At 37.4% G+C, this 19,803-nt stretch carries 38 protein-coding genes and 1 tRNA gene; 11 read left to right on the forward strand and 28 right to left on the reverse strand.

All coding sequences use genetic code 11. The features are described from left to right. Positions 1 to 4: 4 nt before the first annotated feature. Positions 5 to 646 (reverse strand): hypothetical protein, encoded by a 642-nt coding sequence (locus ATK78_RS06325; protein WP_133575178.1) that lies wholly within the window; start codon positions 644 to 646, stop codon positions 5 to 7. 101 nt (positions 647 to 747) lie between these two features. Here ATK78_RS06325 and ATK78_RS06330 point away from each other — a divergent pair, with 101 nt between their 5' ends. Further along, the gene (locus ATK78_RS06330) at positions 748 to 1,137 is read left to right on the forward strand and encodes a hypothetical protein (protein WP_133575179.1); all 390 of its coding nucleotides are present in this window, start codon (positions 748 to 750) and stop codon (positions 1,135 to 1,137) included. Here the strand turns inward: ATK78_RS06330 and ATK78_RS06335 are convergent. The 7 genes from ATK78_RS06335 to ATK78_RS06365 form a co-directional block, all read right to left on the reverse strand. Then, the gene (locus ATK78_RS06335) at positions 1,127 to 2,179 is read right to left on the reverse strand and encodes a hypothetical protein (protein ID WP_133575180.1); all 1,053 of its coding nucleotides are present in this window, start codon (positions 2,177 to 2,179) and stop codon (positions 1,127 to 1,129) included. The two genes, ATK78_RS06330 and ATK78_RS06335, sit on opposite strands and share 11 nt — an antisense overlap. A gap of 2 nt (positions 2,180 to 2,181) precedes the next feature. Then, a complete protein-coding gene (locus ATK78_RS06340; protein WP_133575181.1) occupies positions 2,182 to 2,388 on the reverse strand; it encodes a hypothetical protein in 207 nt (68 codons plus the stop codon). A gap of 78 nt (positions 2,389 to 2,466) precedes the next feature. Beyond that, positions 2,467 to 2,538 (reverse strand) — tRNA-Met (locus ATK78_RS06345). A 47-nt stretch (positions 2,539 to 2,585) separates the two neighbouring features. Beyond that, positions 2,586 to 3,962 carry a phage portal protein gene (locus ATK78_RS06350; RefSeq protein WP_133575182.1) on the reverse strand — a complete coding sequence of 459 codons (1,377 nt, stop codon included), beginning with the start codon at positions 3,960 to 3,962 and terminating at the stop codon, positions 2,586 to 2,588. Beyond that, positions 3,962 to 4,282 (reverse strand): hypothetical protein, encoded by a 321-nt coding sequence (locus ATK78_RS06355; RefSeq protein ID WP_133575183.1) that lies wholly within the window; start codon positions 4,280 to 4,282, stop codon positions 3,962 to 3,964. Before ATK78_RS06355 ends, ATK78_RS06350 begins: the two co-directional genes overlap by 1 nt. A gap of 5 nt (positions 4,283 to 4,287) precedes the next feature. Next, positions 4,288 to 5,739 (reverse strand): phage terminase large subunit, encoded by a 1,452-nt coding sequence (gene terL / locus ATK78_RS06360; RefSeq protein ID WP_133575184.1) that lies wholly within the window; start codon positions 5,737 to 5,739, stop codon positions 4,288 to 4,290. Further along, entirely contained in the window at positions 5,736 to 6,188 is a 453-nt protein-coding gene (locus ATK78_RS06365; protein WP_166664836.1) for a hypothetical protein, read from the reverse strand. Before ATK78_RS06365 ends, terL begins: the two co-directional genes overlap by 4 nt. 256 nt (positions 6,189 to 6,444) lie before the next feature. Here ATK78_RS06365 and ATK78_RS06370 point away from each other — a divergent pair, with 256 nt between their 5' ends. From ATK78_RS06370 to ATK78_RS06415, 10 genes are all read left to right on the forward strand, one after another. Next, on the forward strand, positions 6,445 to 6,771 hold the full coding sequence (locus ATK78_RS06370) for a hypothetical protein (protein ID WP_133575186.1): 327 nt from the start codon (positions 6,445 to 6,447) through the stop codon (positions 6,769 to 6,771). A gap of 41 nt (positions 6,772 to 6,812) precedes the next feature. After that, the gene (locus ATK78_RS06375) at positions 6,813 to 7,298 is read left to right on the forward strand and encodes an XRE family transcriptional regulator (protein WP_133575187.1); all 486 of its coding nucleotides are present in this window, start codon (positions 6,813 to 6,815) and stop codon (positions 7,296 to 7,298) included. Beyond that, on the forward strand, positions 7,295 to 7,624 hold the full coding sequence (locus tag ATK78_RS06380) for a hypothetical protein (protein ID WP_133575188.1): 330 nt from the start codon (positions 7,295 to 7,297) through the stop codon (positions 7,622 to 7,624). Before ATK78_RS06375 ends, ATK78_RS06380 begins: the two co-directional genes overlap by 4 nt. Next, positions 7,621 to 8,046 carry a hypothetical protein gene (locus ATK78_RS06385; protein ID WP_133575189.1) on the forward strand — a complete coding sequence of 142 codons (426 nt, stop codon included), beginning with the start codon at positions 7,621 to 7,623 and terminating at the stop codon, positions 8,044 to 8,046. The genes ATK78_RS06380 and ATK78_RS06385 overlap by 4 nt, the downstream gene beginning before the upstream one ends. Next, the gene (locus ATK78_RS06390) at positions 8,043 to 8,282 is read left to right on the forward strand and encodes a hypothetical protein (protein WP_133575190.1); all 240 of its coding nucleotides are present in this window, start codon (positions 8,043 to 8,045) and stop codon (positions 8,280 to 8,282) included. Before ATK78_RS06385 ends, ATK78_RS06390 begins: the two co-directional genes overlap by 4 nt. A gap of 22 nt (positions 8,283 to 8,304) precedes the next feature. After that, positions 8,305 to 8,586: a hypothetical protein gene (locus ATK78_RS06395; RefSeq protein ID WP_133575191.1), complete on the forward strand. Its 282-nt coding sequence runs from the start codon at positions 8,305 to 8,307 to the stop codon at positions 8,584 to 8,586. A gap of 99 nt (positions 8,587 to 8,685) precedes the next feature. Next, on the forward strand, positions 8,686 to 9,015 hold the full coding sequence (locus ATK78_RS06400; protein WP_133575192.1) for a hypothetical protein: 330 nt from the start codon (positions 8,686 to 8,688) through the stop codon (positions 9,013 to 9,015). 49 nt (positions 9,016 to 9,064) lie between these two features. Beyond that, complete coding sequence (locus ATK78_RS06405; RefSeq protein ID WP_133575193.1) at positions 9,065 to 9,757, forward strand: SOS response-associated peptidase; 693 nt, start codon at positions 9,065 to 9,067, stop codon at positions 9,755 to 9,757. Between the two features lies 1 nt (position 9,758). Then, entirely contained in the window at positions 9,759 to 9,968 is a 210-nt protein-coding gene (locus tag ATK78_RS06410; protein WP_133575194.1) for a hypothetical protein, read from the forward strand. A gap of 2 nt (positions 9,969 to 9,970) precedes the next feature. Further along, the gene (locus ATK78_RS06415; protein ID WP_133575195.1) at positions 9,971 to 10,237 is read left to right on the forward strand and encodes a hypothetical protein; all 267 of its coding nucleotides are present in this window, start codon (positions 9,971 to 9,973) and stop codon (positions 10,235 to 10,237) included. Here ATK78_RS06415 and ATK78_RS06420 read toward each other — a convergent pair. The 20 genes from ATK78_RS06420 to ATK78_RS06515 all read right to left on the reverse strand — a co-directional run bounded on the left by ATK78_RS06420 (position 10,227) and on the right by ATK78_RS06515 (position 19,730). Continuing rightward, positions 10,227 to 10,445 carry a DUF6965 family protein gene (locus ATK78_RS06420; protein WP_133575196.1) on the reverse strand — a complete coding sequence of 73 codons (219 nt, stop codon included), beginning with the start codon at positions 10,443 to 10,445 and terminating at the stop codon, positions 10,227 to 10,229. The genes ATK78_RS06415 and ATK78_RS06420 overlap by 11 nt on opposite strands. A gap of 24 nt (positions 10,446 to 10,469) precedes the next feature. Continuing rightward, the gene (locus ATK78_RS22710; RefSeq protein ID WP_166664837.1) at positions 10,470 to 10,607 is read right to left on the reverse strand and encodes a hypothetical protein; all 138 of its coding nucleotides are present in this window, start codon (positions 10,605 to 10,607) and stop codon (positions 10,470 to 10,472) included. Positions 10,608 to 10,613: 6 nt separating this feature from the next. Next, positions 10,614 to 10,961, reverse strand: a complete 348-nt coding sequence (locus ATK78_RS06425; protein ID WP_208112306.1) for a hypothetical protein — start codon at positions 10,959 to 10,961, stop codon at positions 10,614 to 10,616. Positions 10,962 to 10,986: 25 nt separating this feature from the next. Continuing rightward, positions 10,987 to 11,184, reverse strand: coding sequence for a hypothetical protein (locus ATK78_RS06430; protein ID WP_133575198.1), 198 nt, complete (start codon positions 11,182 to 11,184; stop codon positions 10,987 to 10,989). Between the two features lie 2 nt (positions 11,185 to 11,186). Beyond that, the gene (locus ATK78_RS06435; RefSeq protein ID WP_133575199.1) at positions 11,187 to 11,639 is read right to left on the reverse strand and encodes a hypothetical protein; all 453 of its coding nucleotides are present in this window, start codon (positions 11,637 to 11,639) and stop codon (positions 11,187 to 11,189) included. A gap of 49 nt (positions 11,640 to 11,688) precedes the next feature. Further along, positions 11,689 to 11,901 (reverse strand): hypothetical protein, encoded by a 213-nt coding sequence (locus ATK78_RS06440; protein ID WP_133575200.1) that lies wholly within the window; start codon positions 11,899 to 11,901, stop codon positions 11,689 to 11,691. Positions 11,902 to 12,053: 152 nt separating this feature from the next. Further along, positions 12,054 to 12,248 (reverse strand): hypothetical protein, encoded by a 195-nt coding sequence (locus ATK78_RS06445; protein WP_133575201.1) that lies wholly within the window; start codon positions 12,246 to 12,248, stop codon positions 12,054 to 12,056. 10 nt (positions 12,249 to 12,258) lie between these two features. After that, positions 12,259 to 12,609 carry a hypothetical protein gene (locus ATK78_RS06450; protein WP_133575202.1) on the reverse strand — a complete coding sequence of 117 codons (351 nt, stop codon included), beginning with the start codon at positions 12,607 to 12,609 and terminating at the stop codon, positions 12,259 to 12,261. Next, on the reverse strand, positions 12,606 to 13,142 hold the full coding sequence (locus ATK78_RS06455; protein ID WP_133575203.1) for a hypothetical protein: 537 nt from the start codon (positions 13,140 to 13,142) through the stop codon (positions 12,606 to 12,608). The genes ATK78_RS06450 and ATK78_RS06455 overlap by 4 nt, the downstream gene beginning before the upstream one ends. Continuing rightward, complete coding sequence (locus ATK78_RS06460; RefSeq protein WP_133575204.1) at positions 13,139 to 13,507, reverse strand: hypothetical protein; 369 nt, start codon at positions 13,505 to 13,507, stop codon at positions 13,139 to 13,141. Before ATK78_RS06460 ends, ATK78_RS06455 begins: the two co-directional genes overlap by 4 nt. A gap of 374 nt (positions 13,508 to 13,881) precedes the next feature. Further along, positions 13,882 to 14,328: an ASCH domain-containing protein gene (locus ATK78_RS06470; protein WP_133575206.1), complete on the reverse strand. Its 447-nt coding sequence runs from the start codon at positions 14,326 to 14,328 to the stop codon at positions 13,882 to 13,884. Next, a complete protein-coding gene (locus ATK78_RS06475) occupies positions 14,325 to 14,963 on the reverse strand; it encodes a hypothetical protein (protein WP_133575207.1) in 639 nt (212 codons plus the stop codon). The genes ATK78_RS06470 and ATK78_RS06475 overlap by 4 nt, the downstream gene beginning before the upstream one ends. After that, positions 14,960 to 15,163, reverse strand: coding sequence for a hypothetical protein (locus tag ATK78_RS06480; protein ID WP_133575208.1), 204 nt, complete (start codon positions 15,161 to 15,163; stop codon positions 14,960 to 14,962). The genes ATK78_RS06475 and ATK78_RS06480 overlap by 4 nt, the downstream gene beginning before the upstream one ends. A 310-nt stretch (positions 15,164 to 15,473) precedes the next feature. Then, complete coding sequence (locus ATK78_RS06485) at positions 15,474 to 16,091, reverse strand: hypothetical protein (protein WP_133575209.1); 618 nt, start codon at positions 16,089 to 16,091, stop codon at positions 15,474 to 15,476. A 181-nt stretch (positions 16,092 to 16,272) separates the two neighbouring features. After that, entirely contained in the window at positions 16,273 to 16,683 is a 411-nt protein-coding gene (locus tag ATK78_RS06490) for a hypothetical protein (RefSeq protein WP_133575210.1), read from the reverse strand. A gap of 166 nt (positions 16,684 to 16,849) precedes the next feature. Beyond that, positions 16,850 to 17,338, reverse strand: coding sequence for a DUF1643 domain-containing protein (locus tag ATK78_RS06495; RefSeq protein WP_133575211.1), 489 nt, complete (start codon positions 17,336 to 17,338; stop codon positions 16,850 to 16,852). 14 nt (positions 17,339 to 17,352) lie between these two features. Beyond that, entirely contained in the window at positions 17,353 to 17,685 is a 333-nt protein-coding gene (locus tag ATK78_RS22985; protein WP_243732459.1) for a hypothetical protein, read from the reverse strand. A gap of 1 nt (position 17,686) precedes the next feature. Then, positions 17,687 to 18,550 (reverse strand): P-loop NTPase family protein, encoded by an 864-nt coding sequence (locus ATK78_RS06505; protein WP_133575212.1) that lies wholly within the window; start codon positions 18,548 to 18,550, stop codon positions 17,687 to 17,689. After that, positions 18,474 to 19,316, reverse strand: coding sequence for a hypothetical protein (locus ATK78_RS06510; RefSeq protein WP_166664838.1), 843 nt, complete (start codon positions 19,314 to 19,316; stop codon positions 18,474 to 18,476). Before ATK78_RS06510 ends, ATK78_RS06505 begins: the two co-directional genes overlap by 77 nt. Before the next feature lie 180 nt (positions 19,317 to 19,496). Further along, complete coding sequence (locus ATK78_RS06515) at positions 19,497 to 19,730, reverse strand: helix-turn-helix domain-containing protein (protein WP_133575214.1); 234 nt, start codon at positions 19,728 to 19,730, stop codon at positions 19,497 to 19,499. Positions 19,731 to 19,803: the final 73 nt, after the last annotated feature.

Here is a 19,803-nt window from a genome sequence, read left to right on the forward strand (position 1 = left end):
TTTGTTAAACTGTTTCTACTAAACCTTTAACAGCATCTTCCATACTGGCTTTGATAGCTGCTTTTGCAGCTGGTGTACCAGAAGGGGTTTCGTCACCAAGAATGACTTTACCATCTTTCACTTCACCATTCACTGCTATTTGCTTTAATTCAGTCCATTCAGTCTCCAAGGCAGTAAGAGCAGCTTGCTGATCATAACCCTCACCAATCACGTATTTAGCAGCTAAACCTTCCGGAATACCTTTAAGCTTTGCAGCTGCTTTTAAATCGTTAATTGTTGATTTACCTTGTTCACCAGCCAACTGGGTTTTTAGAGATTCAACTGTTGTCAGTAAACCTTTGGCCCAGGCCGGTACCTCATCCTGATTGTTCTGTTGACTTCCCTTTGCCAGTTCTTCGAGACGCAACTTTTCAGCAGCTTCCGCATCGTCCTTAACTTTTTTTGCATCTGCCAAACGTTGGCGATCATCATTTTTAGCTATGTCCGAGAATGACATGAAATCATTGTACTCTTTAAGTTTTCCAGAAATTTGATCTTCTGTTGTAACCTGGGTGGCTACAAATGCAGCGATCTTGTCTTTAGTAGTCTTAGATAGGTTCACACCTGGGAAATCAATCGCCAGTTGCGCCAATACTTTGTCCTTCATACGTTTTTGTTAAGCTTTTTGAGATTAAGCCTAAAATTACAGAGGATATGAACGCCCCGATTTTTTAATACTTTATGAAGATGAACTGATAAGATTTTAGTATGTTTATAGAAAAAAACGCTATGACATTACAGGAAAAATTCGAAGAAATAATAAAAATCGACCAACAAATTTCAACTCTGGAATATGAAATCGATCAACTTTCTCAAAAGAAATACAACTTAAAAGGTCAGATAGTGGATGTTAAACACGCTCAAATTATCCTAGATGAGAAAAATTCAATAATCAGCACTAAAAATGAAATAGAGGAACTTGCTGCAAAGAGGGACGAATTGAGCAATTATATTATAGATGAGCTTAATTTAATAGAAATTGAAAAAGTAAGTATACGAGTTGAAGATAGCTATTGGACTGTTTGTAAAACTACCGAAGCTGTTAATAACGGATTGTATGATGTTAATGAAGCTACGTTAACGTATTTTATAAGTTAATTCCGTTTTCAGTTACCCAGTCTGGCTTTCTCTTCCAATTATCCATAAATCCTTTGTTTTCTTCAACATAAGTATTTAGGTTTTTTGGCATGTCATTAACCTGTCCAGTAAATACAAATTCGCTGTCAGTACCGTTTAAGATGGCCCTTTCGTATTCTCTGTATTCCTTCATAGAAGGCAGCTTAGGTGTGCAATTGCAAATACACTGATTGTGCCATTTACGCCATACAAATGTTTTCGGGTATATTCCTTTCAAGGCATCGCAGATATCGGTCACCGGGTGCATGGCTGATAAATTAACAACATATCCCAGTACAAATGCAAGGCTCTGATATTTTACCATGTCCGCTTGCCTGTAGCTATCGTTTATTGTATCCCTGGTCAATCGCATTGCATTTTTATAGCTGGATCTGTAAACACCCTTGCCAGGCTTATATTCTTGAGCTGCTTTAGATAACCTTAGAACCGTATCACCTTTTGAATTTATATATTTTACTCTTCTAAAAAGCTTATCCGGATTCTCTAAGTACTGAACATGATCACGGGCCATTGCCGCAGCAGACTTACCTTCACTTAATCCAGCGTACAGGTTATTTTCAATTTCATTTTTAAATTGGTTGGTGTATTTCCATACCCGATCAGATATACCTAATCCGTTTATTTTCCTATTGATGAACTCTTCAAGTGCGGCAGATTGTGGATCTAAAAGGATCTTGTTAACGGAATCCGATATATTTTCCTTACCGTAATTCTTATGGACTATTTCAAAGTTTTTTTCAATTGAAAGTTCCCATTCCGCTTTAATCCCATTAAAAAGGGTTATATCAAAATCCTTTGAAAACTTCAATAATGCTCGATCTATTTCAGAAGATAGAGCTGGATAATTCTCAAGTTTGAACTCTTTACCATTAAACTGCAAGCCCTGAGCCTTTTTGTAAATCTTCTCTATAACAGACAGATAATGTTTCTTAATCTGCTTTTGGTTCGCTTTTATATTCGCTAAGTGTTTAGCCTCGAATTTTTTGTTTACTTCATCTGGCATAGCTATATCCCCAAAATTAAATTATCATCTTTAGTGTCGCTCATTTCAATCTCAAAGTGATATGAACTATCAGCACCTGCAGCTAATTCATAATACGCAACTCCACCTGGACGAATGCTAAATGAAATTACCATTCTGGGTTTCTGATCAGGATCAGTTTTGAGATAAACAATATCACCATGGGTATACTTCGTATAATTGATATGCATAACAATTAAATTAAAAAGCCGGGGAGAACCACCACCCCGGCTAAACCTAAACCAAACAAACTCTCTAGCAAGAATTAGTAGCGGGAACCAGGCTCGAACTGATGACCTTCGGATTATGAGCCCGACGAGCTACCACTGCTCCACCCCGCATTATGTTTCAAATATACAATAAATGCTTAATATGTCAAATTAACATTTTAATCTTCAATAGTTGAAATTGATTCCTTATTAATCTGCAAGTTTTCCGCGTCACCATCTTTGATCAATGGATTTAATTCTACCGCTGTTTTCTGGCTCATTATCGGCTTACCACCGACTGATGTAGACAACATATCAAGGAAGTCTTTAACGTTATCAGGAAGAGGATTTCCGAACTGGTATCCGATTTTCAGTTCTTTCATCTGTTTCTTCATTTCAGGGCTTACATCAAGAATATTTGTAACCATGGCCTTAAGAATATTGATTTCTCTATCGGTCATTTCCTCAAAAAGCTCCAGCTTATCCATAGCCTTTAAAATAGCAGGAAAGAATTTCATTTCAAGTGCTTTACCGCTATCCTGACCCATGCTTTTCAGCTGTTCGCTGGTAAGATCCGGTGTGTCTGTAAAATAAAGAATATAATTATCCCAGGTCGTACGCTCATCTTTAACCATATCCATGGCCATAGATGGTGACAGATATTTTGCGTCTGCGCCTTCACCGGATAATTTAACAACCTTTCCAGTTTCTTCTTTACCAGGTAAACTTTCTACATCACCGGTAAGGACCAGAATGGAATCAGCGGTGTAGTCGTTATTATCTGAACGCTTTGAAACAAGCATTTCTTGACGCTCAATGATAGCCTGTACAATATCCCATTCTGTTTCATCCTGCTCATAATAACTGTATCTTATTTTCTTAGCAAGATTTACCTCCGACTTGATATACCAAGATCCTTCAATTTTGCTGCAGGTAATAATAACGTCTTTAAACTCCGCATGAAAATGTTCAGTGATCTTGTCACCGTTTTTAGTCGTAAATCCACGGGCAATACACTGCATGACACCATACTGATCTTTTTTATAATATAGATCGTTACCGTTATCTTTATTTAATAAAATACATTTTATGCTATTAAAGGCTTTGCTGCCATCTTCCTCAATATCTTTGTATTCAACGAAAAGCTTTGCTGAGGCTGTCTGCGAAAACAAAGCCCTGGCATTCTTACGGTTTAATGTTGCCATTCTCATTTCCGTCCAAAGATCATCAATCCTCTTAAAGGCCTTATCGGTACCTTCACTTAACTGAATGAGCTTAACGGGTTTACCAAAAAGAAAGGCTACCGCTGATTGAACGATCTTTCTTTGATAAGGCAATGGAATTTTAGCTTGCGGCACCTCTTCCATTTCTACGTATTTTTTTGGACGTTCGTGTATTTTGTGAGTAGCCACATTCCATTGCTCGGTAGCGGTAGCAACCTTATCCTTTCGGGTTGAAAAAAGGGGCTTTGCTTCATCTACCATTCCAGCTAATAAAAGCTGCTTAACATCCGTTTTGTCAATTTCCACCACTAAGGTAGTTTCAGTTATTGCCATTATTTTAAGCTATTTATATAGTGATCAATGCATTTTCTTGCTTTTTCGGTAACAGGACCAGTAACGATATCTAACTTTTTGATAACAGGATCCAGTAACAGGCCTGATATCACATCATATTCCATATTGGTTTTTACGATGAAGTAATACTTTACTTTTTCTTCCATGAAATCAGCAAGCTCCTGATTAAATTCCAGTCCGATCTTTTGGGCCCGTATTTTATCAATGGTCTGCGTTGCACAGAAATACTCAACTTGATTTTGCTTAATAGCAATTAAATCAATCTTTTTTAAATTCGGCTTAATCCTAAATCCTCTCATATATTTTAATAAAATCCCATTTTACTTTTACTTACAGTTTCACTCATTAGGTTTGTCCCGAAGAATTCAACCATACCTGTCATTGTATCTTCAGCATCATCATGCTCATTATCTCCTTGAGCCATATATTCAGTTACATCCTTGTAGAACTTAGGCCAGAATTCCTTCCAACCTACTGGAAAGAAAATCATGTTGTTTACATCAGCAGAGTTGGTAAAAATTCTCACCTCCTTATTATCAGCCTGGTGGAATGCTTTAAACTTAGTTTTAGTATTACCAAGCGTTCTAGTACCCTTTTCTACATTTCTTTTAAAGCCTTCCCCTCCGTTATTAGCTTCAATTATAGTATGCTGCACCGTATGTTTCATCATTTGTACTGACACCAGTGATTCAGTGGTCAACATACCTTCCTGAGTGTAAATCACATCAACAACGTACATTGCTGATTCAGTCTCATCATATACTATCGAACAAAGAAAGTCACGTCCTGAATCTGCCGTATCAATATAAGCTTTTCGAGTTGTCTTAACAGATACAGGCTTGATAGTGTAAGTCTTAAATGGTTCATAAAGTAATCCTACTTTAGATGTTGGGTTTTGCTGATAAAGACATTCAAAGACGTGCTTGTTACGGTGTTTTGTTTTTTCAAGCTTTTCTTTACTGTGTTTTTCCGGATATAACGCTTCACCTTCTTTACGCGGATCGTAATCGTTAGGTTCACCAACTTTTATAGCTGGATAAATAATTACTTCCCAATCATCACCCTCTATCGATAGCAATCTGCCAGCAAGATCATCAGGGTGCCACCTGGTGAAAACTAATAGTTGCTGACTATCATTGTGTAGCCTTGAATCTGCAACGGTATCGTACCAATCTTGTACATTTTCCCTTACTTTTGGTGACCATGCTGACTTTGCGTCCTTATACAAATCATCCATGATCAGCATATCAACAGGCTCGCCTGTCAATGATCCACCTACCCCAACCGATTTTAAACCACCTCTATGGTCCAGCATCTCGAACTCATCGCTAGTTCTGGCATAACCGTCAGATCCATTAGATAAGCGAGCTTCAGGGAACAAATCCTGATAGTCTGGTTCATCCATGATCCGTTGTATCTCCCTATTAAACTTTCTTGCTTTTGAAGAGTTATAACAGGCAATAGCTACCTTTTTATCAGGAACTTTACCGAGAACATAAGCAGGCAATCTCCTGGTTGATCCTTCAGATTTACCATGCTGTGGCGGCATGAAAACCATCAGCTTTTTTATCTTGCCATCTGCAAAATCATCAAGCTTCTGGTAATATGAATTGTGAAACCAGGTGGCATGAAATTGGTGAGTGAAGGTATATTTAGTAAAGTTAAGAACACTGGTAGGTGCACGCCTTCTATTTAACTCATGCTGTACCCTGATCTGCTCAATCAGTAAATTTCTTGATGGAGCAGCTACTATCATTTCATTTTAGCATTTAATTCTTTAAGTTTTTGCTCCAATTCTTCATCAGTCATGTTCTTTAAGGCCTTATTCAAGCTATCGCCTTTTGTAGTGTGGTCAATATTTACATTATTACCATAACCAAGGTGCTTACCTTGACAATTCAGGTAATATATGATGGATGTCTCTTTACCAGCTTCACAATTCAACAGAAGTTTATCGACAACGCCATCGGTGATCGTAAATCTTATATCAGATACCATTTCTTTAAAATCAGCATCATCTGTCATGTAATTATGAAACATTTTTCTGCTTAAATTTATCATTAAACAAGCATTGGTAATGTTCCCTTTACATATTTTAAGCGCGTGTAGTGCTATGCGTTTCTTTTCTTCAAAGTCCTTTAAATCCGGATCAGCATTACATTTTAACATGAAGGCCACCTTTTTTTCACTCGCTGACTTTTCCATACGTTTCACTAATACGACCGCGTTATGATTCTTCCCTGACTTTGCCATTGATATAAATGATTATGAACCCATATAGATTTCATTTGTAAAAATATGCAATTATGCGCAATATGTCAAATTAGCATTTTTTATTTAAAAATATCTCGATTAAAGTTTGTAATTAACATACTTTTTATTATATTTGTTAAGCGAAAGCGAGATAGTTATTTGAATTCTTAAAACCCGGTAGGCTCCGGAATATAAATGCCAGATCACCATGAATATAATCGAAAGATTAAAACAAATCGCCGAAGAGAATCCAAATGGATTTACGGTCTACACTACGGATCTTCAACCAGTAAAAAGCGGTTGGGTTGTAGCAAACAAAGAAACTCAAAATTGCTTCGGTGATGATGGTTTAAAAAAGGCCTTAGAGGTGGCGATAAATACCTCACAAACATTAGGAGGTTGGAAAGATAAAGAGTTGTTTTACTGGGATGCGGTTATCATCCACCACAACGAAGAAGATGCTACCAGATCAGGAATTGAAAACGGACAAATAGCAATCTACCAAATTGAAACCAACACCTTAAAATTTCTTTAACAACACAGGGAGGGTAACACCTCCCTTTAAAAAACATAATTATGAGCGTTATAAAGAACTTGCATAAGTTGCTACATTTACAATATTTTTCAACTGATCATCTTAATAAGCTTGAAGCCGGTGCTGCATTACATTTGAAATATTCGAATATTAGCTTTAAAATTATCGAAATGAATATTAAAAATAGCTCAGTAGTTGTAAAAACTGAACAAGGTAAGCACCTTTCTGAAAACTATGCTGATGAAGTTAGGCTGATTGAACTGACCAGGGAATTATTCTCTGTTTTGGATGGTGCTAAGATTTTAGTTCACCCAATCCCGTACAAACCTCCAATTATTGACGTGGTAAATCCTGCATGGATTAATGATAAGATGCTTAATAATGGGGTTAGAATTAAAGATATTCAAGCTGACACTGGTATAGATAAAACCAATCTATCAGCCTGGATAAATGGAACCCGACCTATGAGCCAGCCTGTAAAGGCAATGTTTTATTTTTATTTTAAATTAAATTCTCAGATACAATGAGCGAAAATATAAACGTAACTACCGCTGAAAGGGATATACTGGGTGCCGTAGGTGAAGCAATGTCGCTTGATCAGAAGTCTTTTGATCTGTTATTTTATGCCTATCGATCTATTAAAATTCAAGGCAATGCTTTTAAAATAGACCTTATGCAGATAATCAGTTTAGGTATTCCAATTTATAATACGCTGGCAGAATTGAAATCGGTACCTGTTCAAGAAATAGCAAAGGCAGCTAACGAAAGATCCGTCACCTACAATGAAGTTAAACAAGCATTTGCCAAAATGACATCTAAGGATGGTGTATTTTACAAACCAGTTAAATTATGAAAGCAACCGAACTAAGGATAGGTAATTTTGTTCAATCTATTATAAGTAATTTTGAACTCACGGTAGTAGGTTTTATTGGCGATCGTATATTTTACGGTAATCCGAAAACACCAGATGTAAGGCCTGATTACGAAATAGAACCAATCCCATTAACCGAAGATTGGTTGATCAAGTTGGGATTCACCAAACCTGAAGTGCCAACGGGATATCAGGAAGAGAACGATCTTTACCAAACGTTCATTGGTCGCGTTACTTTTGGCGCAAGGCTGTTTCCTGATAATACATACATATTTGAAATTGAACTGAACGTTGGATGTGGATATACTGATGTGATCCATTCGCCTGATTACGTTCACGAGTTACAAAATTTAGTGTATGCCTTGACCGGTGAGGAATTAACCATTAAAGAACCTGCAGTATGAGCCAAACGTATGATATTTTAATGCTGCAGATACGTAGACTGGAACTGATTGAGAAAATCAAACATTATAACGACAACGCTATTCAGATCGCTGATGAGGGATGTTCGTATGTTTGCATTACAGATGATTGGGAAAATCAGCTATCGCAGATCAATAAATTAATAATCGATCATAAACTGCAATATGATATACGGAGAAACACCCAGGTTAGGCGCGCCAATGTCTTTATCAGATAGAGATAGACAATTACTACGAGATATGATCAACGAGCCATTACTAGCCAACAAAGAAATGGCAGATAAAATAATGCTTAGTATTCATGCGCAAGCGAAAGAAAGGCTGGATGCCTTTTACAAGGCTATTGACGTGCAATGTAAATCTGTTTTGAAACGAGCGCAAGCAGATGGTATTATTGTAGGAAGATTATCAAAAGCCAAAGTGACTAATGCAGGATACGATACTTGTTTTCATGATGGTGTTGGTGCTTACATTAGAAGAAATGGTGTAAGAGTATCCGTGATTATAAAAATGCCACTATAAAATTGCTGAAGTTTAATAATACTATTAACGCTGCTGAAAGGTAGCGTTTTTTGTTTACTAATATTTTTAGTATAATTGCAGTCCTAAATTATTTGAGTTATGGATGTTGAGTTTATTGCAGTTTGTGGTGAACTGAAATATTTAGTTTCAGCAACGAAGATGAATCACGGATCAATTCAATTAGATATCATCAAACCTAAATTTGAGAAAGATGGCTCGTATTCATTGAATATGAGAATGGGCCGATGGTGTCTTGGAGATGTTATTGATTACACAGGTATTGGCTGGACCGTTTGTTTTCAGCATGACTATTTCGTTTTCGATCTGTATAAGGTAAGAAGTAAGGTGTTTTTTGGTGATTGCCTTACCTTGGATGATAAGCAGGCGATATTGGATCAACTTGAGGATTTTGGCATGATAAAGATCTGAACTACAATGATAAATAAAACAAAAAAGTCTTAATAATGTTTGTTAACACATGTGCGCACGATATACTTTAACGAGATCAGAGAAGCAACTCTTGGAGGCGTATAACGTCAAATTTCCAGAGTTTGAACCAAATTACAATCTGGCTCCCACGCAGAACGGATTGGTTATTACGGCTGATGAGCCTGATATCGCTCAGAAAATGCATTTTGGTTTAGTTCCTTACTGGTCAGCAGATACCAAACTTAACTTTAGTACACTTAACGCCAGATCCGAAGGAGCTGGAATGAAGAAAACATATGCTCCGCTACTTGTTCATCACAAAACCTGCTTGGTTCTTGCCGATGGTTTTTATGAGTGGGATAAAAAAAGTGGTGAATCAATACCATATCGCTTCACTTTAAAAGACCGGGAGGTGTTTGCATTTGCCGGGCTATGGTCAGAATGGAAGAGCAAATTTAATGATGATGTGTATAGATCCTTTACTATAATGACTACTGTAGCAAATGAAACTGTCGGTAAAGTACATGATCCAAAGTTCAGAATGCCGGTGATACTGGATAGATCATCAGAAAAGCTGTGGTTAAATAGACATTTCAGCGTACCTGCATTATTAAGTCTCTGCCAACCATATCCGGATGACCTGATGAATGTCTACCAGGTATCAAAGGATGTAAACACCGCAGCAGTTAAAAGCATACCTAATAATAAACAAGAATTTATACTTCCATTGAATAGCCAATAGCATGGATCCTTACGAATTAATTTTTGAGAATAAACAGTTAACAGTTCAACCATTGGAAGATGGTATGTATTCCGTGTATGAAAACGATATTAAGATAGCTGATCTATATCCTGAAATTTACGACTGCAAAATAACCTGGTACACTGCGGATCTGATCACAGCTGAGTATGCACAGGGATTGGGAGAAGCAATTTATAACCACGAGCTTTAATAATGGCAACTGATCATACGATATTCCTATTTAAAAAGTTTGGAGAGATCCTTACACCTGGAGGCTTTGAGGTTGGCGTTGGTGATCCAAATATTATCGGGTTCACATTGCCTTTGGAATCACCCACTACATCCATTGAGCGGATGGAAGCGTTTGTATATTTGATTTTAAAAGATCACAATCTTGAAATTAAAGAACCGACTGAATTTCTTTTCTACCAGAAAAATGGTGAACAGATAGGCGGTATTGAAATATCGCCTAAGAAGTAGCTTCTTTATTTTCGATTATCTCAATAAATTGCATCAAACGATCATGAGCTGGTATTGAGGTTCTTGCATCAGGTTGTCTTTTTAGAATGGTTATCTGCCGCTCAAGGAACTTTTCTACATCGCGTATAACAATCGATTCGTGTAAATATATTGGTGGTTCTGGTAAAGTAATGCCTTGGAAATACGCTTCAAACTCTTCTGCTGTCATGCCGGCAAATATAAAAAAAGCCTCTCATTTCTGAAAGGCTTTCCTCTTTTTGCTGTACTGGTTGACGTACTTAGGCTTTTCTTCCGCTGGAGGGTACACCGTTAAATATTCAGCAAAGAACATGTTAAGGCCGATACCTAAGCCAATGCAGTAGCTTTTCATAATATTTTATTTAAAAGGTGTAATACTAATATCTAAGTAATACTGCTGATCCAGGTAATCATTATACGGGCCACCTCTATTGATGTTTACAACGTACGAGCTTCGCCCACCTGGAAGTACACTGAACATGTAACCAGATTCAAAACTATCTTCGGTGTACTTGATACCTCTAACATATTCATCGATACTGCTTATCAGATCGTAATGAGTTGATGGAGTATCTGACCACGGAACTGCAACCAAATCCATGTCTCTATCCATGCTACCGTGCAACAGCAGATTATATCCGCGTTCTTTTGCAATTTTTTGCAATTCTGGAAAGCAACAAGCATAGAATATAGGCTTTGGCTTCATAGGCTTTTGAGGCTTCTGATTCATACTACTTACCGTGATGATTTAAAACATCGTCAATAGCATTTTGAATGTCGTTGATGATGTGATTACTTAGACTGCCACCGATTGTGATGATCACCCGCGGATGAGTAGTCATAACGTCTGTAGAAACTTCTGCGTTTGAAAACGCTTGACTGGTTTTCTCCCTTTCACTGGGATACTTTGGTTTAATTTGCTTTGCCATAATTAGGTTGTAAAAAAATTATTTTCTGTTTTTATGATTTCGTAAATGCGATACACTTCCTTACGGAATTTGTCGTATGCCTTAAATGCAACAATTGCATTGGCTAAATCTCCACTTAGGATCGGCTGGGAACTACCTATTAGCTTTGAAAGCTGCTTAAGCATACCAAACTTTGATCTCGATGTAGTTAGTTGCAGAAGCTTTTCCGGATGATAGAACATAAGCATAACTGCAATTAGTAGTTCCCTGTTATAATTGGACTTTCGGTTCGTCCAGCTTACCAGGCAAATGCCTTTGTCCCTTTTGAAAGTTTCGACAATCTCGCTTATATGGCAAAGGTCGTCTAGCTTCTCTTCTGGCAGCGTTTTCTTAATCCTTTCAGCTATAATATCAGCAATTTCCGGATATTCCTTACGCAGCACAGTTACCATCAAAGTTGAATTATATTCAAGCATGGTATAAAGATAGAATAAAATGCGTGAAATGTCAAAACCGCATTAATATTTAAAAAGGAAGATCATCTTCTTCGCCAGGTGGATTGGTTTTTAAGTGATCAGGGTTATGTTGCTGGTCATAATTGCTTAAGAAACTAAAAAACCATCCCATCACGGCTTCCGGATTTGTTAGATCGTGCGTATAGTAATCTTGAAAGTATTGATGATGAAATTCGGATTCATTATTATCATCGACAAACCTGACAATCACACCTAACTGCATTTCAAAAGTAAGTGATATAAAATTGTCGGTCCAACCAGTAGCTAAAGAGTATTCATTTAGCTAGTTATCAAATAACCGTATTGCTACGGGTAGCTTTTTAGTTGCTTCATCGAAAAAGTTCTGTTTGTTTAAGTTTGTTTTGATTTCCATGGTTATATGCCGTCTAAAATTAACACTGTTTCCTTTGCACTAGCACCTGATCCGTCTGGTTCTTCGCTAAAGTTGATATCCTGAACTGTAGCAGACTCAACTGGTGAATACTTGAATCCTGTCTCTACTTCCGCCATCATCATTTCGATGTGATCTGGCAAATGCTCTGTTTTCTTTTTAAATTCTCCTAATGTCATAATGTTATTTTTAATGAACTATTTTTCCGTTAATCCTGAAGCATCCTCCACGGCCTTTTTTTATAGCTTCCTTTCGCCCTTTCTCCCAATCAGAAAGAATTTTGTATTGAATTTTTACAAATTTCTTCTCATCTGCAGACTCTGATAACATAACGTCTCTTTCTTCTATCCGGATCAGTCCTGCTGTACCTCCAGATGGGTGATAAGCACAGGGTAAAGTTGCTAATCTAAATTTATCACCAATGTTTATCCATTTTTCGCTAAGGTGACATGCTGGTACACAACCTCCTTGCGCAAATTCTTGATAAAGTTCTGGTGTCATTTCGACCAGTGTGTCTGATGGTATTTCTTCTACACTCATATGTTTCTTTGGTTTATTATTGATTTGATTAAATTGATTGTTTCCATTGTGCAAAGGTCAGTTGGTGTTCTCCTGATGATCACCCAGCCCTGAGCAATTGCCAGATTGTTTTTGTCCATATCTCTTTGGATTCCGGTGCCGGATGAATGGCCGCTGTTTCCTTTCGCCCATATACCTCCCTCCTGTTCAATTGCGATCTTTAATACTTTACCATGAACATCTACCGGCACAACATAATCGAAACGGTACAGACGATCTGTGCTAAAAAAGAATTCCGGCCAAACATCTAAACCAAGTTCGATCTTAACCAGTTTCATGAACATGTCAGCTGCAGTATCTTTATTTTTGATATTACGATCATCATCAACCCATCCCGTTTTGTGGGTAATTACCCTCTTTCTCCTTTTGGATTTATTATTCAGAATCCGGATAGCTTCTGGATGGTTAGGCGGCAGTAGCTGATCGCCATTAAGCACGTATCCGCGTTCAAGGCAATCTTTGTAAACAGCTTTTAGAATAGTGGATGATTTCATTTGACAATATCCAAAGGGTGTATTCTATGCCGGTTATTGGAAATGTATCTCCATAGGCTCTTATAAGAGCTACCTTGACCAGAAAAGCTAGGGAGACTCATCTTACAAAGGTGAGGTGGTTCTTTTCTATAATATTCACCAATTGATATAAAGTGTTCTACCGCTTTATATCCAAAGTCAATGCAGTACATACCACCTGGCTCATCAAATCTTTCAGCTGGTATACCTTGCTTTATAAGATCCTCCCTTGCAGTCCAATGTCCAGCTAATGCCCTAAATTTTACCCTAATATAAACCTTTGGGATCGGTATAGCCTTAAACCGCCTTTTTCGGTTCATCAGCTTGTATCTGAATTTTACATTCATTGATTTTTTATTTTTCTTAAAGTCCGTGCCATAATTACCGCCTGCACACCCCAGGCAAACTCTACAAGCATATTACTATTCTTACCTCGAATACACTTGCCGTTTACCCTGACAGCCTTACAGGGCTGCTTTTTAAATTGGGGATCAGTGATCTTGTCACCGTGGTAGATATATTCCATTATTTCAGTTAATTTCCCTGCCCCTGTGCGTCCTTTTACCTCTCTTACTAAGCCAGGTACCGATCTCTGTGCACGAATAAATCCAGCAATGAATTGCATAGTTCGATAATTCCATGATGCGTCTATGGCCTTTACGGACATTTTTTGATTGTTGGGATGTCATATGCTAAAGTATAATAATTAACATTTTATAAATTACGGTTTCCTGTACTCCCAAAAACTAAGTGCGCCTTTAACATTTTCAATTGGCTTATCGTAAAGGACAGGATTTTCCAGCACCCAGTTCCATACGTAAGGTTGCCCTTTACGCAAGATATGTAGGCCGGTTACTGGGCACACATGATAAGCCATCTGCTCAGCCCAAACACTGGAATGATTGATAACACAGTCAACCAGATCAACCTGCCCTATTATGCAGCCGTTCGGCCATATTCCGGATAGAAACTCTGCTTGCTTAGCTTCCGGTATTTCGTTCCATTGTGGGTATGTTAGACAGGATTGAAGCTCTGTAAACGCTGGCTTTTGTGATGTGTGTATAAGGAATGTGCCGCGGTATTTGGTCCGTCTGCTCCTATTTTCGATTGATTTTATACCATGAGCGATAAGCATTGCCCACGGATTTTTTACTGATAATGCTTTCATGATTTTACGGGATGATTTCTTGTGACTTGTCTCTCTTTCATTTCCCAACTATAATCCAGTAGATGATTATGTGAATTACCAACAAGGTTATATTTGTCAGGGCTAAAGGATAATTTAAAAAAGGTTCTCATCGTTGGTTTAGCGATGTAAGCCACCTTATGAATATTGTACTGATCAAGTCTTAATAACTCACTATCTTGAAACTGATAATCATTAAGTGGTCGTGCTTGCTGGCACATTTCTTCGATGCTGATCTTATGATCTTGTGTAAGATTGAATTTACTTGTATTGAATATTGTTCCATTATTGTTAGACCAAATGTAATTAATGTCATCAGTCATAAATCCATCGGAGTGCCAGCCTTCTCGATTGAAGGAACAGCCTTCTGTTTGATACAGATGCTTTACTGTCAAATAAACATTGGACTCATCAAGCGTATCATTGCCGTAAATAAATCCAAAGTCAAACATGCACTTTTCAATTAACTGTGAAAACGGATTCAATCTATCTTCCCATACAGCAATCATCTGTCCGGCCAGCTTGATTGGTAAGTACTGATAAAACATCATTTCCTTGCAACAGACCTCAACCGTTCCTAACGATTTCGGCATTTCCCCGTATCTTCTCATGGTCATCCCTGCTGACTTAGCCAATCAAAATAAACACCTTTGACAAGATCCTGATCTTTCTGGCTCAAACCAGTACCTGCTATAAAATCAGGGAACGAAGTTTTTAACTTTAAAACTGGTGGATCAATATTTTTGAATATATCCATACCTGCAGCTTTAATTGTTTCAATTCGTTGCGCCACTTCTTCTAAACTAATATTATTCATGATCTTTCCGGTATAAAAGGATGAACAACGCTGTAGATCAAGAACGTTAATAAATAAGCAATCGCTCCGGATAGGATAATTAATGATATCGGCACCAGGCACACAATCATTTTAATGATGAATAATAGCTTCATGGTCAATATTGGTTTAAGATGTAAATTAAAAAAGCCTAGCAGCATTTCCCCGGTTGCGATCAGGTACTCTGCCAGTAGGCTCTAAATGTCTTTTAAGGCACTAACCAGGTCGCAACAGTTAGCAGACTTCAAACATAACAATTAAAATGCGTAAAGTGTTATTTTAACATATTATTTTATCTAATTCTATCAAATATTGTTTTTAGCTGCCGGTTTTGTTCATCCGTAAGATCAGCATTTATTTGAAAATAATGGAGCATGTTATACAGCTCATTGTTTCGGTGGTAATACTTACCCAGCAATATCTTATCAAAGCATTTTTTGTTTTTATGAAGGAAGGGAGCTGGTTTGACAATTTTAGCCTGGTACTGAATTGGACCAGTATAGATCAATCCAGCGTATGCCGGCACCTCTTCCAGCTTAATAAGGCCTTCCGGACAAGCATAGTAAAACTTATTTGGTAATACCTCACATGGTTTGATCCAGTGAAGCATAGATGATTTAGGAGTATGCCAGATACCTTCGATCTTTAATGGATAATGAGATTCATCATAAACTTTTTTACAGTAAGCAAGTTCTTTATGCCTGGTAAATACCGTATGCTTTGCTGGCTTATGGCTAAAGTCACGCTTAAAATCTGATCTGGACACCTTTACCTCAACCTCAACGCTGTATCCGGATTTGCTGATAGCAAAGAAATCGCTTTCCCACTCAAAGACAAAGCTATTGAACAGCGGGTAATCGTAATTACCAAACAAGACCTTAACGGCCTCATGTACTTCTCTTGTTGTCATGTTATGTAAATTTACATAGGTTTTGATCTGCGATAGAACAGTCGTACAGCATATTTTCTAATTTCTGGTTTTAAGAATTGGTTGATTATCCACTTGTTCAATTCCTTTTCCCTCACTTTCATCATATCGCAACAATGTTTGAAGTCCTTAAACATCAGTTGCACCGCTTCATCATTGCTCATTAGCAACCAAATTTTCTAAAGTAATTCCTGAATGGCAGATAAATTCCTTTATGATAGAATCCCCAGTTAAATTTGTCTTTAAACCTGATCACTAAAGTATATGCTGGTTTGTTTTCAATCAGGATAACTCTGTGAGCATGCGTAGATTTCCGGTAGATGATTGTACCCGGAAGAATCCTTTTGAAGTTAAAGGCATGCCCGTTAGGTGTAAAAGTCTGCTCGAAATATCCACGCCAAAGGATAATTGAAATGAAGTTCCAGGGATGATCATGTAAATCATCTGCATCGCTTCTGTGGAACTTATGAAAGTAGATAGCAAGCCATTTCTTTCTGAACAGTACCCATCTGGTTAGATAAGGATGATCACCATCACCTCTACCCTCACAACCTCGTATGATTATCTTTTCCATAATTAATCTTTAAATAACCAATGAAGCAATGCGAAAAATGCCATTAAACAGGCAGACCCGCCAATAACAATAAATATCATGTACCAAGGCATCTGTGTAAAGTACATCCAAGCATGGAAGACAATAAAGGATCCTAACAGCATATAGCCGATTATCTTTTTGATTTTCATGATCTTAATTTTTTTGGTGTAAGATCACCCTTAAGATAAAGCGGGTGACCAGGGTTACCGGCCTTTGTTAATTTGAGATAATGCCATCGATCATCAAACAATTCCAGCAAACATATATTGATTGCCGGATTGCCGTAAGCGAGAACATGCAAGCTGCAGATGTCTGCCATTTTATTTATGTGAACGGTATTTGAGAATGGATGACCTATAGCCACATCAAAAGGTATAGATAAAAGTTCTTTAGGATCAGTGCATCGATAGGGAATCAAATTACCAACATAAATACCACCATAGCCCCATTTCCTTGCAAATCCGATGCAACGTCTGATTGTTGGATCATCATCATTTGCATCCGCTGTTGATGGGTTGTGCATAATGAAGAGCACTTTAGGTTTCGTGTCGTCCCATACTCTTGACAGCTCATATCTGTACTTTTTACAATCAGAAATGACAGCTGTTTTCGTAATGCTATTGAATAGTTCCATTGTTCCCATCTTTACTATAACTCCCGGATTTCAAATGCCCTATACGCAGCCATTTCTGCAGAGTGAACTACCTGCAGCTTTAACGACATTGTAGCTATCAGGCATTTTGCCTTAGATATAGCATCTGGTATATCGTAAACACTCCTGATCTCAATACCGTCCTTAAGCTTCTTAAACTTTGACGGTTGAAATTTATCAATGAACTTGTTTAAATCCACCTGGCATTTAGCAGCAGATCTTTTCTTTTTGGCTGGTGACAGCTGGTTTTGTGTTGGCGTAAAAACCTTTAATGTACTCATATTTAGTGCTTTCTTTTTAATGATGTGTAATACGTGAATGTTTTTCATCCTATTTTCTTCTATCTTTTGCTTCTGGTGAAAACATCATTTGGTTGTACATTTCCCTCATTCTGCTGCGGATCCTGTTACCGTAGATAGAATCAATCTCTTTACCTCCAAGGTTTGTTGTGAGATGAAACCAGCCTGTAAGTTCTTGATCATAAACTTTGTAAATGATGTCTTGCAGTACATTAACTTGGTTTCCGAAGTTCTTTTTATCATCTTCAGTGCCCAAATCATCGAAACAATGACCTATTGCATCAAACCCAAAGTTCCTTTGCGGATATACCGGTATCAGGCTGGAATACTTATTAAGAGCATCTATACCATCCTCCTGATAGGCATCAGCTACAGACCTTACTGATGTTGTGATGAAAGGCCTGAACGTATTACTACTGAATATCTTCATGAGCTTAGTCTTACCACAACCTGTTGGCCCGTTGATCATGATCCCCTTTTTGAAACTGTATTCTCCTGACAATTCAAATGCTGGATCTTCTGAAAAATACATACAGAGTAATTCAAATATTTCTCTGTTGTCACTATCGATCAGGAAGTATTCAATATTATCCTCTTCGTATTTTTCGATCAATTCCGTTTCAGATTCATCAACGATATTGTATTTCTCAGTGAGGAAATCTTTCAGGCCATCGTAATTGAATTTGATGTAATGGCTTGGTTCAATGAGCTTTTTTGAGTACGCCAATTCTGTTAATGCGGCATCTTTCTTTTTTCTGGCAATTCTTAATGCCCATGCGGTCCATGCTTCAATTTCTTCATCGGTTAATTCGATGTGATCATAGTTTGGTGTAACTATTTGTAGGCGGGTTGAGGTGTGACCTTCTTCCAGAATTTGATTGATTTCCTTTTCCATGTTGTTTGTTTTTTTCGGTTTGTAATTTTGCTACCCAGTTATCTTCATTCCATGCTCCATCTTCAAAAAGCATTGAGTGTGTGCCTAAGAAATTTTTAAACTTATGGACATAGCTGTCGTTGATTGTTTTGTACTCGACGTATGCATCGAATTGTTGTTGAAAATAATGATGCCTGTTGTTGATGGTTAAGCAGTTGATAAAAGCTAATATGTCCCTCATTTTATCATAATTTGTGATTTCAGTAAAACCGAAAAACTTCATTATTTTATCAATGAGAATATTATCTACTTGAGGAGTGGATGAATCCGCTTCCTTTCCATTCCCTTCTATTTCCCTTTCCTTATTCCCTTCCTTTCCTTTCCTTTCCGCCACTGAATCATCAGTGAGTATTCCATGAGTATTCAGTGAGTATGCATTTAAAATACTTGTAAGTACGTTTTTAGGTATTTTAGAGGGTGTTGGTCTATTTATTTTCTGATGATCTTTGAAAGTCCTGATTAAGAAGAACTTCTCACCATTATGATCAAATGGCAATAGCATTTTTACCAATGTTAATCCCTCTAACCACACCTTTACATCAGCTATGGTTAAGTCCTCATCATAGGCAAATATCTGACCTTTTATAAAAGCCGGTGTTGCTTTCAATGCTCCCTCATCATCAGCAAGATTTAGCAATCCAAGGAACAATAACCGCTCATCACGTTTTAGTTCCCCGACCTTTTCATCGGTCCAGAATTCAGGTTTAATAGTGCGTATTCTACCCATTAGAATTGATTGATTTAATATTACCCCCACACGCCAAAGGTTGGTAGCTTGTTCACTGCAGGATGCAAATGACGGCCTGTGAGGGTAATATTTGAATGTCTTACGGCTACCAACCTGGAACCGCTAAATTAATAATTATTTTGATAATATGCGCAATATGTTAAATTAACATTTCACCAGTCATGGTAAACCCTCATTTTGCTTGAATAATGCTGCTGCTTCTTTCAGAATCTTTTGCCTTTCTTCATCTTTGGTCCTTATAAACTGGCTGGTTACTTTACTCACCAGGTAATCACTTACCCCGTATTTATCGGCTATATTTTTCATAGTTTGATTTGGGTTAAACCAGAAATCATAGATGATCTTTCTATCGGTATCCGAATATAGCACTGTACGATTTGGTTTAACTGTCATATTTTTAATATTTACATTTTGTTATACGGTGATTTATGTACGCAAGGTTTTAATCATCTGAATTTATATTCCG

The sequence above is a fragment of the Pedobacter metabolipauper genome (assembly GCF_004362715.1).
Classification (GTDB): domain Bacteria; phylum Bacteroidota; class Bacteroidia; order Sphingobacteriales; family Sphingobacteriaceae; genus Pedobacter; species Pedobacter metabolipauper.